Genomic DNA, 15,966 nt, shown 5'->3' with positions numbered 1-15,966 from the left:
GGACGGCCTTGATCGCCGCCGGGTCGATGATGTTGACGTCCTGCCCGTCGATGTTGTCGTAACGCACCACCGGCAGCGTCCGGAATTCGAGGTTGCCGCTGGACGCGAGCGAGCCCAGTCGCTGGATCAGGTCCTCGTCCCAACCCCCCGACAGCACAACGTCTTTGCGCGCCACCGCCATCAGGCTCTTGAGCTTGTCCAGGTTGGTGAAGGTGCCCGACGCCTGCAACTCCTGCATGACCGACGAGAGGAACGCCTGCTGCCGGTGCGTGCGATCCAAATCCCCGTTTTCCAGACCGTGGCGCTGCCGGACGAACGACAGTGCCTGGGACGCGTCCAGTCGCTGCCGGCCCGCCGGGAAGTCCGCACCCGAATACGAGTCCTCGACAGCATGATTCAGACACACCTCCACGCCGCCCAGGGTTTGCGCCAGGTCGTAGAAGCCGGCCAAATTGACCTCGGCGAAGTAGTCGATCGGGACGCCGGTCAGGCTGCGTACTGCGCGCAGCGTCGCCGTCCGGCCCGCCTCACGGCCCCGAGTCTCGAGTTCCTTCTGGGTGATGCTGCCCTGGCTGGCGAGCTTGTTCGCGACGTACTGCTTCGTAAGTCCGTATGCCTCTTTGATTTTGATGTGGTTGTACCCGGGGACGCCATTGAACGGCACCCAGTCGTCGCGCGGGATGGAAAAGGCGACGGCTTTGTTGTCGGCCCCGACATGGATGAGTATCAGAGTGTTGGTGTTGTAGCCGCCGTTGTCGGAATCGCCTGCGTGCAAATGCTTTAGGATTGACCAGGGCAGGTCGTTGCCATCCTGGTCCTTGCGGGAGTCCAGCCCGATGAGCAAGATGTTCATGTTGTCGCCGCTGGATCGGGGGTCCTCCGGCGACAGGGCGTCAGAGACGGTGATGCCGCCCAGCGCACCGTGAGCCACGTAATATCCCGTGCCCGTCATCAGCACGGCCGCCACCGACACCAGCGTCATCAAGCTGCGCGTCAGCGCCTTGCGAAGGCGCGACGGTTGCCGGACGGCGCGATGGCGACGATGTGCGCCGCCAGACTGTGCCATCAAATACCTCGCCCCGTGACCAGCGCACCACCAGCCACCGCACTTCTGGTTTGCGGTGATGTCGCTTGCAGCATGCCGTCAAGTATGCGTTAGCTTGCTATGAACCCTCCAATTAAGCGGTTCGATGTAAGCTGGCTCACGCGCCGGGGATACCCGGATTTCGCGTCGTCAATCGGGCTCTGACCAGCGCCTTTGGCCACCACTGCCGGGCTTGCCCGTAGCGATCGTGCCGAGATCGAGCCCGAGTTGTTACGCCCCTGGCATCAAATGTTGGCCGTCCAAGGCCATTCAGCAATACGGGTATTCGATGTGCCATCTGCCGTTCACGTAATCGGCGCGATATTGGCCGCCGAGTTGCGGATTGGCGTCCCGGATGACACCGGAGCCCCCGACGTTCGGCGCAAAGCCGGGCGGATCCCAGGTGATCGACTGGGGGTTGGGCGGCAGGCTTGGCGTGCAATTCATTTGTTTCTGGATATAGCCGTCTCGGATCTTCTGCTCGGCCGTCGCCTGGTCACCGGCGTCGGGTGCGGGATCGGCCGGACAGAAAGCGCCGCAAACGTTTTGGCGCGCCCCGACCAGCGTCACCGCGCCGGCGGGTGCGCTCGACATCAGCAGTGCCATTACGAGCATTCCCGTTGCCGCGGTGCCGCCACGTCGCCCCATCTGGCCCCCTAGCCTGCCTTGACCAAATCTTCGCCCGAACTGTAAAAGAGGCGAATATTTGAGCCCGCGATGATTTCGGCGAGGTATACGCCGACCGGTTCGACCTCGTAGTAATAGTGAATATTGCCCTGCGGATCCACCGCGGTCGCGCAAAACAGGCCCGGCGCACCGCACCTTTGCTTGACCGGTATCGCGAGTATGCCGATCACCAGCGCGAAAAGCAGCACGACCGCGACCGGGACTCTATTGGCTGCGTGCCTGGTCGGCACAGGATGCATCAAAGGAGTGTAGGCGTATTCCCGGCGGCTGGCCCTCCCGCTGGACGGTCGTGTCGTGCCACGATATTCGCCATGACCGTGGTCCTGGTGCATGGCAATCCCGAGACCGCCGCCATCTGGGGCCTGCTGGTCGAGGCCCTCGGGCGCCAGGATGTGGTGCTGCTGTCGCCACCGGGCTTCGGGGCGGCGTTGCCCGACGATTTCCCGGCCACCTACCTGGCTTACCGCGACTGGCTCGAGGCCGAGCTCGAGCGCATCGAGGGACCGATCGACCTCGTCGGGCACGACTGGGGCGGCGGCCACGTGGTGAACGCCGTGATGCACCGACCCGAACTAGTGCGCAGCTGGGTCAGCGACGTCGTCGGGCTGTTCGACCCCGAGTACGTGTGGCACGACTTCGCGCAGACGTGGCAGACGCCGGGTGAGGGCGAAGAGCTGGTGGACACGCTGCTCGGCGGCACGGTCGAGGACCGCGCGCAGCGGATGGCCGCCCTAGGCATCCCCTTGGACATCGCGACCTTGATCGCCCCGGAACAGGGGCCGGAAATGGGTCGGGCCATCCTGTCGCTGTACCGCTCGGCGCGCCAGCCCGCGCTGGCCGAGGCCGGTCGCGAGCTCGAGAAGGCCGCGGCCCGGCCGGGGCTTTCGCTGCTGGCCACCGAGGACCCGTTCATCGGGTCGATCGACAACCGGCGCCGCGCCGCCGACCGGGCGGGCGCGCGTACCGAGGTGCTCGACGGGCTCGGGCACTGGTGGATGGTGCAGGATCCGGCGGCGGGCGCGGCGGCCCTGACGCGCTTCTGGGAAACGCTCGGCTAGGCCACTTTTCGGGGCGCGTCGAGTGTGAAAGAAGGGCTTTCGGTGTGAGGTGAGGGCGGGTTTTTGGCGATTTTCAGCCATCTCTACACACCCAAAGCCCTCAATACACACTCAACGAGGGAGCTGTACCTTCGGCTCCCGTTCGTTTTGGTCCGCGCGCCCGGCGGGTACGCACCGATGATGATCGACACCGAACCCGGTACCCCGGACGAGACGCCCGAGCGGCTGACGCCGGCGGAACCACCCGAACGGCTCACGCCGGTAGACCCGCCGGAGCGCCTGACGCCGGCGGATCCGCCCGAGCGCCAGATGCCGGCATGACAGACCCGACCACGGATGGAGATGGCGTATGCGCGCCGAAGAAGGCGACGAAACGGTCAAGGACTACGCCGCCGAGGGCGAACAAACCCTCGGGCGGATCAAGGACTCGCAACGCGCGGGTAGCCGGCTCGGCCGGCTTTTCCTGCGGATAACCAAGTTCGTCGGGGTCAACCGGGCTTCCTCCGGCGGCCGGCGCGCCGGCTGACGCAGCAACTCTTCGGCGACGGAAACGCCCGGAGATCTCGAGGGTCTTACTATCTCCTGGTGACTACCGCGCCCGAGACGTTCTCGACCCAGGGCCCCGGCGGCGTCCGCATTGTCGCCGACCGCCTGGGCGACCCCCAGGCGCGTGCCGTGGTGTTCTTGCACGGCGGCGGGCAGACGCGTCGTTCCTGGGCCAAGGCGGCCGCGGCCGTCGCCCAGCGCGGCTTTCAGGCGGTCACCATCGACCTGCGCGGCCACGGCGAATCCGACTGGTCGAGCGAGGGCGACTACCGCGTGGTCAGCTTCGCCGCCGACGTCCAAGAGGTGTTGCGCACCCTGCCGCCGCAGCCTGTGCTGGTGGGTGCGTCGCTGGGCGGGTTCACCACGATGCTGCTGGAGGGGGAGCTCGCGCCGGGCACCGCCAGCGCCGTCGTCCTCGTCGACATCGTGCCCAACATGGAGCAATCCGGCGCGAACCGCATCCACAACTTCATGTCGGAGCGCGTGGAATCCGGATTCGCCTCGCTTGACGAGGTCGCGGACGCGATCGCCGAATACAATCCGCACCGTCCCAGGCCCACCGATCTGGACGGCCTGACCACCAACCTGCGCCGGCGCGGCGATCGCTGGTATTGGCATTGGGACCCGCAATTCATCAGCGGCACGGCCCCGTACCCCCCGTTCGAAGTCACCGACGCCGACCGCATGCACACGGCCGTCGAGGCGATCGTGCGCAACGGCGTACCCATGCTGTTGGTGCGGGGTCAGGTCAGCGACCTGGTCAGCCAGGAGCGCGCCGACGAGTTCGTCGCGCGCTTCCCCCAGGTCGAGTTCACCGATGTGCGCGGCGCCGGACACATGGTCGCAGGCGACCGCAACGACATCTTCGCCGAGGCGGTCCTCGATTTCCTCACCCGCCACGTGGGCGGCTGACGCCGAAACCGCGAAGCAAAGGCGGTGGGCTGAACACCTGAAGAACGCGGTAGCGGGCGCGAAACCTGGCGTCGTTGAAGTACCCGGCCAGTTCCCCGTCCAGCGCGACCGCGGTCGGCCCGTCGACGGCGGTGAAGCTGAACTCCGGGACGTGCTGCTCGTGATAGAGCCGGCTGCGTTGCAGGCGCCCGAGCACCAGCGCCGTCATTATCCGCAGCCTGCCGAACCGGTGACCGGCCTCCAGGATCCGCACGTCGATCAGGCCGGTGTCCATCCGGTTGCGCTGCGCGGGCGCGAAGCCGGACGGCACGTACGTCGAGTTGCCCAGGAAGAACAGAGAGGCCTGAATGTCCTTGTTGCCGTGGTTGATTCGCACCGGGGCATCGTGGCGCAAGCTGTGAAACATCGCGTAGGCCGCCGCGAGAGGCTTGCCGACCTTGCGTTCGTAGCGTTCTCGGGTCCGCACGAATCTCGGGTAGGCGCCGATGCTCGCGGTGTTGATGACCACGCGGGTGTCGTTGAAGGACACCAGGTCGACGCGCGAGGTGGTGCCCTGCCGGATCGCCCGAATCGTCTTGGCTGGATGATCACAGCCGATGTCCTTGGCGAAATGGTTGAACGTGCCGGCCGGGAACACCGCGAGTGGACGGCCGACATCGGCCGCAATTGCCGCGGCGCACGCCACCGTGCCGTCGCCACCACCGATTCCGAGCACCTCGGCTCGCTCGGCCGCGCCGCGAAGCAGCTCCACCAAGTCGTCGTCCCGTGTCAGCTCGACGATTTCGGCTTTGGGCAGTTCCCTTCGAACTTCGCCGATGACACGCCGCCCGGTACCGCTGCCCGACGCCGGGTTGACGACCAGCACCATGCCGGCGCCGTCGGGTCGGGGTGGCACATCGATGCGCAGCGGGTCGGCGGGCGGCAGATTGTGCTCGACGATCGGGGGGACGAGGCGCCCGCCCACCACGGCGATCGACGCGCCGATGCCGAAGCCCGCCAGGACGTCGCTGGGATAGTGCGCGCCGGTCGCGACGCGCGACAAGCCGACGAGCCCGGCAAGTGGCGCCAGGGCCAGCCCCAGCATCGGGCTTTGCAGGCCGGCGCCGACCGCGAAGGCGGCCGCGCTCGCGGCGTGCCCGGAGGGCATGGAATGCGACTTCGGATATCTGCGCAGGCGTCGCACCGGGGGAACCAGCCCGTGATGAGGGCGCTGCCGCCGCCAGATGCGCTTGGCCAGCTGATTGGTCACCAGGCTCGTCACCGCAAGGCTTGCCACGCCTCGGCCGGCGGCGTGCCGAGCCGACCGATTGCCTGACAACCCCATGGCCGCCGCGATGACCAGCCACAGCTTGGAGTGGTCTGCGGCGCGACTCAGCGCCGGCATCGCCTTGTCCAGCAGGGGATTTCGGGTGTCCGCGATCGCGGCAAACACCTCATCGTCCAGGGTGTCGAGACCCCGGGTGACCTCGCGGACTCCGCGCGATGTGTGCGCCCGCCCGGTCATAACGCGTCATCGTCTCGGGCTGCACACCCGCTGCGTAGGGTCCAAAGTCATCGATATGGCCGCGCCCGCTAGTCGTCGGCGATCCCGGGTGCGCTCAGCGCCGCGACGGTGTCTTCGCGGTGTCGCAGCGAACGCGCGGCCACCGCGAACTGGTTGAGCTTGTCGATGACGGTTTGCCCTTCCGGCTTGTGGCCCCAGATGCTGATCCCTTGGTGGGTGGTCGGCTTCCAGGTCGATTCGTCGACGACGATCGGGTTCCACCCGACCTCCCATTCGAATCCCGACGGGGTCATCGCGTAGAACGACAGCTCCTTGTCGTTGGTGTGCTGTCCGACCGACATGGGAATGGTGAAGCCCAGCTCCTTGACCCGCTGATAGGAGGCGACCATGTCGTCGAGCGTGGCGACCTGGACGTTGACGTGCTGGACTCGGGTGCGAATCGGGTTGACCGGCAACTGCTTAGCCGAGGCGATCGCCACGGTGTGGTGGCGTTCGTTGACCCGCAGGAACCGGACCTTCAGCTTGAGGCCGTTGATCGTCTCGTCGATGTAGTCCGACAGGCGCGCGTCGAACACGTGGTTGTAGTAGCCGCGGACCAGCTGCGGCTTCTTGCTCGTCAGGGCGACGTGGCCCATTCCGCCTGCGCCGGTGAGGAATCCGCTGCCCGGTATGTCCAGGGGCAGCGGCGCGGTGCGCGCGGTCGTGTAGATCTCCTGGGACAGCCCGTTCGGGCCACGGAACCGCAGGAAACGCTCGACGCCGCGCAGCTTCGCCTCTTCGTCAGTGCCCTCGATGGCCGGCACGCCGTGGTCGACGACGCGGCGGTTGATCTCGTCGAACGTCGCATGGTCGTCGAGTTGCCAGCCGAGCGCGACGACGTCCTCGGCGGGGCCGCGCCGCACCAGCACGCGGCATTCGTTGTCATCGATGCGGAATCGGACGGTGTCGGGCGCCATCTCGTCGAGGTGCATGCCGATCGCATCGCGGCCGAACCGTTTCCAGTCGCCGATCTTGTCGCTTTCGACGACGACGTAACCCAGGTGCACACTGCCGAACACCGAGGGCTTCACTGTGGTTGTCATGTTGATCCTTGAATTCTCTTGCGGTGATTAGTTTTTCAGGAATGCGGCGGTGGCCGCGTTGAACAGGTCGGCCCGTTCCCACTGGACCCAGTGACCGGTGTTGGCGGTCATCAGCACGTCGGCGTTGGGCATCCGCTCGGCCAGCATCGCCGCGCCGCTCGGCTTGTTCACCTTGTCGTCTCGTCCCCAGACGACCAGGGTCGGCGTTGCCAGGCCCTGGAGCCTGCGGTCGCGGGTGAAGTCCATCCGCCACAGCGTGCCCAGACCCGCCGGCCGCTGCAGGGGCGGATTCGCGACGACCTCGGGGTCGATCGAAGCCCGGTACCGGGATTCGATGAGCGATTCCGGCACGCTGTCGCCGTCGTACACCAGGTACGAGCGGATGAACGTGCGCAGCTTTTCCAGGCTCGGGCCGTCGCCGCCGTAGTAGGAGAGCAGGCTCCGCAGCCCGGGGCTGGGCAGCCCCCGGCTGGTTCCCACGCCGCCGGGACCCATCAGCACCAGCTTGTCGACCCGATTGGGGGCGTCCAGGGCGAGCCGCAGTGCGCACGCCCCGCCGTAGGAGTTGCCGACCAGGTGCGCCCGGTCGATGCCGAGCGCGTCCAGCATGCCCTTGATGTGAACGGCGAGGTACCCGAATGGGTCTTGCCGGTCGACGCCCTTGGCGGAGCGGCCGTAGCCGGGCATGTCCGGGACGATGACCCGGAAGTGCTCGGCGAGCGGCTCGATGTTGCGGGAGTAGTTCGACACGCCCGAGGCGCCCGGCCCCCCGCCGTGCAGCAGCACCACTGGGGTCCCGCTGCCGGCTTCGGCCAGGAAGATCTCCTTTCCGTTGACGAGGACGGTGCGTTCGGTCATAGTTTCGGTTGCCATTTCGGTTGCCCTTTCGGTTGCCATAGTCGAGCCCTTACGACTTGAATCCGGCCGGCGGCGGGGGCAGGGGTTGCCCCTCGGCGGCGCCTGCGTAGACGAATCCGTCGGGCCGCACGGCCACTACGGAAGTGCCCTTTTTGTGTAGCCAGCTGGTCAGGGTGCCGTCGCTGTCGACGATGGTGTCGGCGCGCGGAACGCTTCCCGGCGGGGTGACCTGCAAGACCGGCACGCCTGCTGCCCGCCAGTCCGGCCAGTCGGCCGCGCGCCCGGTCTGGAGCACGGTCCAGCGGCCGCCGATCACGTCATCGAGGCGCACGCTGTCACCCTTTTCGTCGCGCACGTGCGGCTGGGGGACCAGCCAGCCGACGGCCCGGTTGCCGTTGCGGGCCAGCAGGCCTTCTTGGTAGTGCGCGTGGGGGATCCAGCGGTGGTTGCGCAGCCAGGCGAGGAAGCCCGGTACCTTGCTGGCGGTGCGGAAGATGTGATTGCGGGCCGCCGCGCGGAACCGGTTGCGCTGGATGATCAGCTTGCCGGTCTTGACCGCGCGGTTGGTGACCTCTTTGACGTGCGGCATCCGCTCGGTCTGGTAGGTGTCGAGCACGGATTCCGGCAGCGACCCGTTCAGCACGGCGCCGAGCTTCCAGCACAGGTTCGCCACGTCGCGCACGCCGGCGCACATGCCCTGGCCGATCCAGGGGGGCATCGCGTGGGCGGCGTCGCCGGCCAGGAAGACCCGGCCCACGCGCCAGCGGTCGGCGAAGCGGACGTGATGGCTGTAGCAGGCGAAGCCGAGGATCTGCACGTTGTCCGGCGATATTCCCTGGCCGCGCAGCACGTTCCAGATCGCGTCCTCGTGCAGGAGGTCCTTCTCGTCCTCCTCGTCACGCACCGGGAACTCCCAGCGGTGGTGGCCCAGCGGGGTGGGGCAGTCGACGGTGGGCCGTTCGGGGTTGCAGTGGAACCGCAGCCGGTCGTGGCCCGGCCATTCCTTGAGCACCTTGGTGTCGATGACGATCCAGCGCTCGCCGTAGGTGCGGCCGCCGAACCCGACACCCAGCTGCGCGCGGGTTGCGCTGGATCCGCCGTCCGCGGCGATCACGTAGGAGGTCCGGATCCGGCGGAACTCGTCGGCGTCGAGGTCGGCGAGCATCAGCTCGACGTGGTCGTCCTTCTGGACCACGCGCAGGCATTCGTGCTTGAGCAGGATGGACACGTTCGGGAAGCGATCGACGCCTTCACGGAGCACCTTTTCCAGCGCCGGCTGGTAGATGAACTGCTGCGGCGGGTGGCCGTTGCCGCGCGGAACCGGTAGCAGCTTGACGAACGGCACGCCATTGGCGTCGACGAAGTTGGCGCCGCGGCCGGGCTGCATGTCCGCGTTGAGGCGATCGGCCAGCCCGACCTGCTGCCAGATGCGGACGACCTCCTCGTCGGTCGAGATGGCGCGCGCTCGCGCGTAGATGTCGGGGTCACGTTCCACCACGACGACGTTGAGGCCCAATTGCCCCAGCAGGTTCGCCGCGGTGCAGCCGACCGGGCCGTAGCCGACGATCGCCACGTCATAGGTTTTCTGGTCTGTCATTTCCGGCCCCTTCGCCAGGCTTGTTAATGTAGCGATCCATACAGTAAGCTCTTGTAGCGTGAGCGTCAACACCCAAATAGGAGGGAACGTGACGGCAGAACCCGAAAAGACGGGCGCAACCGGACCTCGCGGCCGCAGGCGCACCCGGGCGAACGGGGAACAGTCGCGCGAGCGGATTCTCGATGCGGCGACCGAGGTCGCCACAGAACGCGGCTACGAAGGCACCACGATCTCCCTGGTCAGCAAGAAGAGTGGCCTGCCGCCGACGTCCATTTACTGGCACTTCGCCGACAAGGACGACCTGATCGCCGCCGTCATCGAGCGAAGTTTCGGGCGGTGGATGGCGGTGCTGGACCTGCCGGCCGGCGGGATCGACCAGGACCGGGTCACCGAGTTCGGCGCCCAGGTGGCCAAGGCGCTGCTGGATGCCCCTGACTTCCTCCGGCTGGGGTTGATGCTGGCGCTGGAGCGCCGCCCGGTCGAGCCGCGCGCCAGGGAGATGTTCCTCGAGGTCCGCGACCGCGCGTTTCACCGGTTCGAGGCGATCGTGCGCGACCTTGCCCCCGAGCTCGACGACGAAGGCGTGCGCCTGCTCACCACCTATGCGATCGCCGGCGCCGACGGCCTGTTCATCGCCAAGGAGGTCGGCGGCGACTCGGTGGATTTTCTCAAGCTGTTCGACCTGCATGTGCGCCTGGTCTTCCAGGCGGCGGCGAAACTAATGGGAGCCGGAGAACCGACATGATCGATGTGACCGCGCGGGACCCGCAACTCGACGAGGCCGCCCAGCGGCTGTATGCGGCACAGGTGGGCAGCAGTCCCATCCCGCCGCTGACTGAGACCTATCCGAATCTCGATGTGGTGCAAGCCTATTCGGTACAGCGCCGCAACCTGGCCCGTCGCCTGGCTGACGGCGCGCTGCTGTGCGGCCACAAGATCGGGCTGACCTCCGCGCCGATGCAAAGCCTGCTGGGTGTCAGCGAGCCCGACTTCGGCTATGTCCTCGACAGCATGGTGCTGACCAACGGGACTTCGGTGCCGAGGGCTGCGTTCTGTGCGCCCCGGGTGGAACCCGAAGTGGCGTTTCTCCTGCGGGCTCCGTTGCGCGGTCCGGGGGTGACCGTCGCCGAGGTGATGGCTGCCACCGAAGCGGTGGCCGCGGCGCTGGAGATCGTGGACAGCCGCATCGCCGACTGGCGGATCACGCTGGCGGACACCATTGCCGACAACGCAAGCTCCGGCGCGGTGGTGCTGGGCGAGTGGGTACCGATCTCCGACGCGCCGCCGCTGTCCGGCACCACCGCGGCGCTCTACCTGAACGACGCGCTGGTCGAAAAGGGGCAGGGCACCGCCGTCATGGGCGATCCGGCCGTGGCCGTCGCGTGGCTGGCGAACGCCCTGGCCGAGTACGGAACCGGGATCGACGCGGGGCAGTTCGTGATGTCCGGCTCTTACACCGGCGCCGCGTTTGTCGGGGCCGGCGACCGCGCCGCGGCCACGATCACCGCGCTGGGCGCCGTCAGCGTCACGTTTGAGTAGAGGAGAAACCCATGACCAGTCAACAATTCCCGGTGGCGATCATCGGGTCCGGCAACATCGGCACCGACCTGATGCTCAAGATCCTGCGCAGTGGCGGACCGCTGACGATGGCGGCGTTGATCGGCATCGACCCGACCTCTGACGGGCTGGCGCGGGCGAGGCGGGCCGGCGTGCCGACGTCTGCGCAGGGCGTCGACGGGCTGCTGGCGATGCCGGGCTTCGAGCAGGTCCGGTTGGTGTTCGACGCCACGTCGGCCGAGGCCCACGTCAAGCACTGGGAGGCCCTGCGCCACACCGGTGTACGTGTGCTCGACCTCACCCCCGCCGCCATCGGCCCGTTCTGTGTGCCGGTGGTCAACCTGGAGGACCACATCGACGAGCCCAACCTGAACATGGTGACCTGTGGCGGGCAGGCCACCGTTCCGATTGTGGCCGCGGTGAACCAGGTCGCGCCGGTGTCCTACGCCGAGATCGTGTCGGCGATCTCGTCGAAGTCCGCCGGCCCGGGCACCCGGGCCAACATCGACGAGTTCACCGAGACCACGGCCACCGCGCTGATGGTCGTCGGCGGCGCGCAGCGCGGCAAAGCGGTGATCGTCCTCAACCCGGCCGATCCGCCGGTCATCATGCGCAACACGGTGTACTGCCTGGTCGAAGGCGACTGCGACCAAACCGCCGTCGAGGCGTCCATCGCGGCGATGATCGAGCGGGTCCAGGACTACGTTCCCGGTTATCGGCTCAAGCAGCCGGTGCAGTTCGAGACCTTCGGTCCCGACAACCCGCTACATATTCCCGAGACCGGGAAGTTCATCGGCACCAGGGTCACCACGCTGCTGCAGGTGACGGGCGCCGCGGATTACCTTCCCGCGTACGCCGGCAACCTCGACATCATGACCTCCGCGGCGCTGGCAACCGCCAAAAGCATTGCCGCACACGAGATGACGAAAGTAGGAGCGCAGTCATGACCGAGCAGCTCTATATCAGCGACGTCACGCTGCGGGATGGGATGCACGCGGTTCGCCACCAATACACGCTGCGGCAGGTCGCCGACATCGCCGCGGCGCTGGACGCCGCGGGCGTCGATTCGATCGAGGTCGCCCATGGCGACGGGCTGGGCGGCTCAAGCTGCGTTTACGGCTTCGGCGGCCACACCGACCTGGAGTGGATCGAGGCGGTCGCCGGCGTGGTCCGCCGGGCGAAGATCGCGACCCTGATCCTGCCGGGAATCGGCACGATCCGGGACCTGGCCGCGGCGCATCGGGCCGGGGCCGGCGTGGTGCGGGTCGCCACCCACTGCACAGAGGCTGATATCTCCGCACACCACATCGCGGCGGCCCGCGAGATGGGCATGGACACCGTCGGATTCCTGATGATGAGCCACCTGACCACTCCGCAGGCGCTGGCCGAGCAGGCCAAGTTGATGGAGGGCTTCGGGGCCGGCTGCGTGTACGTCGTCGACTCCGGCGGCGCCATGACCATGCGCGACGTCGCCGAGCGGGTCGACGCTGTGCGCCAAAACCTTTGTCCGGAAACCGAAATAGGCATCCATGCCCACCACAACCTATCGTTGGGCGTGGCCAACTCGATGGTCGCCGTCGAGCACGGGTGTCGTCGCGTCGACGCGTCCCTGGCCGGCATGGGTGCCGGCGCGGGCAACGCCCCACTGGAGGTTTTCATCGCGGCCGCCACCCGCATGGGCTGGGAACACGGCTGCGACCTCAATGCTCTCGAGGATGCCGCCGACGACCTCGTCCGCCCTCTGCAGGAACGTCCGGTGCGCGTCGATCGCGAGACGCTGACGCTCGGCTACGCCGGGGTGTACTCGAGCTTCCTGCGCCATGCGGAGGCGGCGGCGGAGCGGTTCGGTGTCGACGCGCGAACGCTGCTGGTCGAGGCCGGGCGTCGCGGGATGGTCGGCGGCCAGGAAGACATGCTCGTCGACATCGCCCTGGACCTGTCGGGCGCGGCGCCGCGCTGACCGTTTCCCGAGAATATTCGGCGCAGCTCACGCCTCGTCGAGCACCGGAAACAGCAGCTGTTGCATGAGTAGCTGCACGGCCGCCGCGAGCGGGATCGCCACCAGCGCCCCGACCACGCCCAGCCACGCCGCGCCGAGGAGCACGGCGACCACGGTAACGCCGGCCGGCACTCGCACCGCGCGGCCGATGATCTTGGGCGTCAACAGATAATCCTCGCCCAACCGGAAGCCCATGTAGAAGAGAACGGTCACGATGGCGACGAGGATCGAGACGCTCAGCGCGACCGCGGCGACGATGAATCCGCCAACTGTCGAGCCGTAGGGGAAGAGGTCCAAGACGGCCACGACTACACCGAGCAGGACCGCGTATGGGACGTTCAGAACCAGACACCACACAAAGGTGGCGGCCCCCGCGATCACCGAAGTCAGCACGTTCCCAAACAGATACGCACCAAACTTGGCCACCACCTCGTCACCGATCAGTATGGCGCGCGGCCGTCGAGAGTTTGGCATGAGGCGGTAGAAGCCGGCGCGGATGCGGCGCATATCGGCGAGGAAGTAAACGGTGAGCATTGCCACGATGCCGACATGCGACATGACGCCGAACACCTCCGACCCGGTCCGGACGATTCCCGCGACCGTGAATCGGCCGGACCCGTTGACCAGGTCGGTGATTCGCTGTTGCACGTGGAGGCGTTCGTTGATCCTGCCGATGAGAGTCGAACGGTCCTGGGCGTGCTGCAGGTAATGGGGCAGTTGGTCGACGAGCTGGCGCGCCTCTTGCACCAGCGGGGGAATGGTCGCGGCCAATGTGCCGGCGATAAGCACGAACACGGCCGTCAGCACGATCGTGACCGCCGCCCAGCGCGGCACCCTGCGGTTGACGAGCCACGACACGGCGGTCTCGAGTCCCAGCGCGAAAAACATCGCCGCGCCGATCAACACCAGCACCGACGACATCGACCCGAGGACGAGCACCGCCCCATACGTCACGGCCACGCCGGCTGACGCGGTCAGCCCCACAACGAACGGGGAGCGCCGGTTGAACGGCTGCCCCCGCGGGCCGAGTTGATGTGCGTCGGAACGGAGTTGCGCGGCGCGCTGTTCGGCGTCGACGATCGGTCCTTCGTCGTCGTCGTGTGGGCGACCCACTAACCGGTGATGGCCCCGATCGGCAAGGTCTTGTTGTGGCTCCGGGTTGTCAACCACGTGCATGCCCCGTTCATCGGCCCGAGCCGGGCAGCTCCTGGCCCGACGTCTTTACAGCGTGACGGCCGCAGGGCCTATCCGGTCGCAATGACACGCGCCTACCGGCAGGCACGGACGTTCGGAACGCTCCTGTCGCCGTCCGGCCGAAGCGGTTGCCACACAGACCCTTCCGACCGCAGCGATTCGCCGCAGATCAGGGACTTTGTGCCCTAGGTGCGCGGTCCGCAAAGCCGCAGGATCTTGGAAGCGGATACCACAAGGCGTTAAGGAGCGTGCCATGACCGCAGTGCAGACACCGGAAATATTTCGCGATTTGTGGAAAACAGTCCTGGCGTCCGGGTTGATGGCCCTGGCGCTGGGCGTGGTGGTGCTGATCTGGCCCGGAAAGTCCATTCTCGTCGCGGCGGTGTTGTTCGGCGCGTATCTGGTGGTCTCGGGCATTGCGCAGGTCGCGTTCGCGCTGACGTTCGATGTGTCGGCCGGCAGCCGGGTGCTGTACTTCATCTCCGGAGCCCTCTCGGTCGTCCTGGGCGTGCTGGCTTTCCGCCATTTCGGCGGCGGTTACGCCGTTCTGCTGCTGGCGATCTGGATAGGGGTCGGCTTCATCTTCCAAGGCGTCACGGAGGCGGTGCTGGCGATAAGCCATCCGGAGCTGCCGGAGCGGCCATGGCACACTTTCCTTGGGATCCTCACAACCATCGCCGGTATGGTCATAATCACCTGGCCTTTCGACAGCATCGTCATGCTTGCGCTCGTCACCGGGGCGTGGCTTGTGATCATTGGAATCTGTCAAATCGTCTGGGCATTGCGGGCCCGCAGGACCGCCGACCACGCGGTGCAGGGAATGGGGCGTCTGGCCGGCGCCGCCAGCTGAGGTCGGCATGCCCGATTTGATCGCACCCATTCGCGAAGTCATCGAAAAGCACCGCGCGGTGCAGCATGTCGACGATTCGGGGGTGTCCTGCAGTTGCGGAGCGGAAGGGTTATCCGATCACTCGGGCCATGTTGCCGAGCAGATCCTCGATCGGTTGCGGCTCAAGCCCGAAGCCATCGATGACGCCAAGAAGAAGATCCGCTATGCGACGGCGTGGCTGGATTGGGAGCTGACCATAGCCGAGGGCGCACAATGCTGATCGGTCTCTGTCGTTGTCCATAACGAATCCATACCCTCCGAGCACCCGCGCTTGAGGGCGTCGCACCCCACTTCGTAGCGCGGGCCGGTGGTCGCGCTGTTAACATGCTGCCCTACACGAGAAGAGAGGCGGCGTGGCCGTGCGGTGGTTGCGGGGGTTGGGGCCGATAGGTGCCGTCGTCATAGCCGCGACGTGCTTGGCGAACCCGGTCTGGGCAAGTCCGGGTGTAGAGCCGGGCATCAAAGTCGAGGATGAAAGCAGCAGGTGCACAGCGGGTTTCGCGGCCCAAGGCGACGACGGTAGGTATTACCTGATGACCAGCGGGCACTGCGATGCGCACGACGGCTCGGCGTGGACCTACGGCGATAACGTGCCGCTGGGCCGGATCACGGCCAGCGAGCACGAAGCCGACACGAGGGACGCCGCGATCATCCGCCTTGATCCGAGCGTCGGCGCGCCGGTCGGCCATGTGGGTGGCCGGTATGTGGTCCGGGATGTGTTGAGCGCGAACCAGATTCAGGTCGGCATGCCGTTCTGCAAGGTCGGCGCGGTCACCGGTGAGACGTGTGGCGCGGTCAAGGGCATCGAGGGCGACGTCGTCGAAGCCAGCGTGTACAGTCTCAATGGCGACAGCGGCAGCCCCGGCTTCGTGAAGAACCCGGACGGCACCGTCAGCGCCGTCGGCCTGTTGATGTCGTCGCCCGACGACGACGACTACACGACGTACTTCGCGCTCGTGAATCCGCTGCTCGGCCGGTGGGGCTTGCACGTGCTGCCCT

19 protein-coding genes are annotated in these 15,966 nt (G+C 67.0%); 11 read left to right on the top strand and 8 right to left on the bottom strand.

Features of this window, described 5'->3' with window-relative positions; genetic code table 11:
- The 3 genes from A5706_RS21185 to A5706_RS21175 form a co-directional block, all read right to left on the bottom strand.
- A partial coding sequence (locus tag A5706_RS21185) for an LCP family protein (protein WP_156767261.1) occupies positions 1-1,066 on the bottom strand: 1,066 nt, incomplete at its 3' end.
- Positions 1,067-1,354: 288 nt separating this feature from the next.
- The gene (locus A5706_RS21180) at positions 1,355-1,690 is read right to left on the bottom strand and encodes an integrase (protein WP_231985369.1); all 336 of its coding nucleotides are present in this window, start codon (positions 1,688-1,690) and stop codon (positions 1,355-1,357) included.
- A 50-nt stretch (positions 1,691-1,740) separates the two neighbouring features.
- Positions 1,741-1,959 (bottom strand): hypothetical protein, encoded by a 219-nt coding sequence (locus A5706_RS21175; protein WP_369831926.1) that lies wholly within the window; start codon positions 1,957-1,959, stop codon positions 1,741-1,743.
- Between the two features lie 123 nt (positions 1,960-2,082).
- On the opposite strand from A5706_RS21175, the gene A5706_RS21170 reads away from it, so the two are divergent.
- The 4 genes from A5706_RS21170 to A5706_RS21165 all read left to right on the top strand — a co-directional run bounded on the left by A5706_RS21170 (position 2,083) and on the right by A5706_RS21165 (position 4,287).
- Entirely contained in the window at positions 2,083-2,829 is a 747-nt protein-coding gene (locus A5706_RS21170) for an alpha/beta fold hydrolase (RefSeq protein WP_068134836.1), read from the top strand.
- 180 nt (positions 2,830-3,009) lie between these two features.
- Positions 3,010-3,150, top strand: coding sequence for a hypothetical protein (locus A5706_RS33750; protein ID WP_197517917.1), 141 nt, complete (start codon positions 3,010-3,012; stop codon positions 3,148-3,150).
- Positions 3,151-3,178: 28 nt separating this feature from the next.
- Positions 3,179-3,355: a hypothetical protein gene (locus tag A5706_RS33175; RefSeq protein ID WP_156766622.1), complete on the top strand. Its 177-nt coding sequence runs from the start codon at positions 3,179-3,181 to the stop codon at positions 3,353-3,355.
- A 59-nt stretch (positions 3,356-3,414) separates the two neighbouring features.
- Complete coding sequence (locus A5706_RS21165) at positions 3,415-4,287, top strand: alpha/beta fold hydrolase (protein ID WP_197517916.1); 873 nt, start codon at positions 3,415-3,417, stop codon at positions 4,285-4,287.
- Here A5706_RS21165 and A5706_RS21160 read toward each other — a convergent pair.
- The 4 genes from A5706_RS21160 to A5706_RS21145 all read right to left on the bottom strand — a co-directional run bounded on the left by A5706_RS21160 (position 4,265) and on the right by A5706_RS21145 (position 9,328).
- Positions 4,265-5,791 carry a bifunctional phosphatase PAP2/diacylglycerol kinase family protein gene (locus A5706_RS21160; RefSeq protein WP_068134835.1) on the bottom strand — a complete coding sequence of 509 codons (1,527 nt, stop codon included), beginning with the start codon at positions 5,789-5,791 and terminating at the stop codon, positions 4,265-4,267. The genes A5706_RS21165 and A5706_RS21160 overlap by 23 nt on opposite strands.
- A 68-nt stretch (positions 5,792-5,859) precedes the next feature.
- A complete protein-coding gene (locus tag A5706_RS21155; protein ID WP_068134828.1) occupies positions 5,860-6,873 on the bottom strand; it encodes a VOC family protein in 1,014 nt (337 codons plus the stop codon).
- A 27-nt stretch (positions 6,874-6,900) separates the two neighbouring features.
- Entirely contained in the window at positions 6,901-7,746 is an 846-nt protein-coding gene (locus tag A5706_RS21150; protein WP_068134810.1) for an alpha/beta fold hydrolase, read from the bottom strand.
- A 34-nt stretch (positions 7,747-7,780) separates the two neighbouring features.
- Positions 7,781-9,328 (bottom strand): bifunctional 3-(3-hydroxy-phenyl)propionate/3-hydroxycinnamic acid hydroxylase, encoded by a 1,548-nt coding sequence (locus A5706_RS21145; protein ID WP_068134806.1) that lies wholly within the window; start codon positions 9,326-9,328, stop codon positions 7,781-7,783.
- 88 nt (positions 9,329-9,416) lie between these two features.
- Between A5706_RS21145 and A5706_RS21140 the strand changes: the two genes are divergently transcribed.
- The 4 genes from A5706_RS21140 to dmpG are packed head-to-tail and all read left to right on the top strand — an operon-like array spanning position 9,417 to position 12,845.
- Positions 9,417-10,073: a TetR/AcrR family transcriptional regulator gene (locus tag A5706_RS21140; RefSeq protein WP_068134803.1), complete on the top strand. Its 657-nt coding sequence runs from the start codon at positions 9,417-9,419 to the stop codon at positions 10,071-10,073.
- A gap of 5 nt (positions 10,074-10,078) precedes the next feature.
- Positions 10,079-10,867 (top strand): 2-keto-4-pentenoate hydratase, encoded by a 789-nt coding sequence (locus tag A5706_RS21135; RefSeq protein WP_369831927.1) that lies wholly within the window; start codon positions 10,079-10,081, stop codon positions 10,865-10,867.
- Positions 10,868-10,878: 11 nt separating this feature from the next.
- Complete coding sequence (locus A5706_RS21130) at positions 10,879-11,832, top strand: acetaldehyde dehydrogenase (acetylating) (RefSeq protein ID WP_197517915.1); 954 nt, start codon at positions 10,879-10,881, stop codon at positions 11,830-11,832.
- Complete coding sequence (gene dmpG / locus A5706_RS21125) at positions 11,829-12,845, top strand: 4-hydroxy-2-oxovalerate aldolase (protein ID WP_068134798.1); 1,017 nt, start codon at positions 11,829-11,831, stop codon at positions 12,843-12,845. Before A5706_RS21130 ends, dmpG begins: the two co-directional genes overlap by 4 nt.
- A gap of 27 nt (positions 12,846-12,872) precedes the next feature.
- On the opposite strand, the gene A5706_RS21120 is transcribed toward dmpG, so the two are convergent.
- Positions 12,873-13,997, bottom strand: coding sequence for an AI-2E family transporter (locus A5706_RS21120; protein WP_068134795.1), 1,125 nt, complete (start codon positions 13,995-13,997; stop codon positions 12,873-12,875).
- Positions 13,998-14,331: 334 nt separating this feature from the next.
- On the opposite strand from A5706_RS21120, the gene A5706_RS21115 reads away from it, so the two are divergent.
- The 3 genes from A5706_RS21115 to A5706_RS21105 form a co-directional block, all read left to right on the top strand.
- Positions 14,332-14,928 carry an HdeD family acid-resistance protein gene (locus A5706_RS21115; protein ID WP_068134792.1) on the top strand — a complete coding sequence of 199 codons (597 nt, stop codon included), beginning with the start codon at positions 14,332-14,334 and terminating at the stop codon, positions 14,926-14,928.
- Positions 14,929-14,935: 7 nt separating this feature from the next.
- A complete protein-coding gene (locus tag A5706_RS21110; RefSeq protein WP_068134789.1) occupies positions 14,936-15,187 on the top strand; it encodes a hypothetical protein in 252 nt (83 codons plus the stop codon).
- A 133-nt stretch (positions 15,188-15,320) separates the two neighbouring features.
- Positions 15,321-15,966: S1 family peptidase (locus A5706_RS21105; RefSeq protein ID WP_068134844.1), on the top strand; the 646-nt coding region annotated here is incomplete at its 3' end.

This window comes from Mycobacterium sp. E796, from assembly GCF_001672815.1.
In the GTDB taxonomy this organism is placed as follows: domain Bacteria; phylum Actinomycetota; class Actinomycetes; order Mycobacteriales; family Mycobacteriaceae; genus Mycobacterium.
This window is presented reverse-complemented; position numbering and strand designations above follow the sequence as displayed.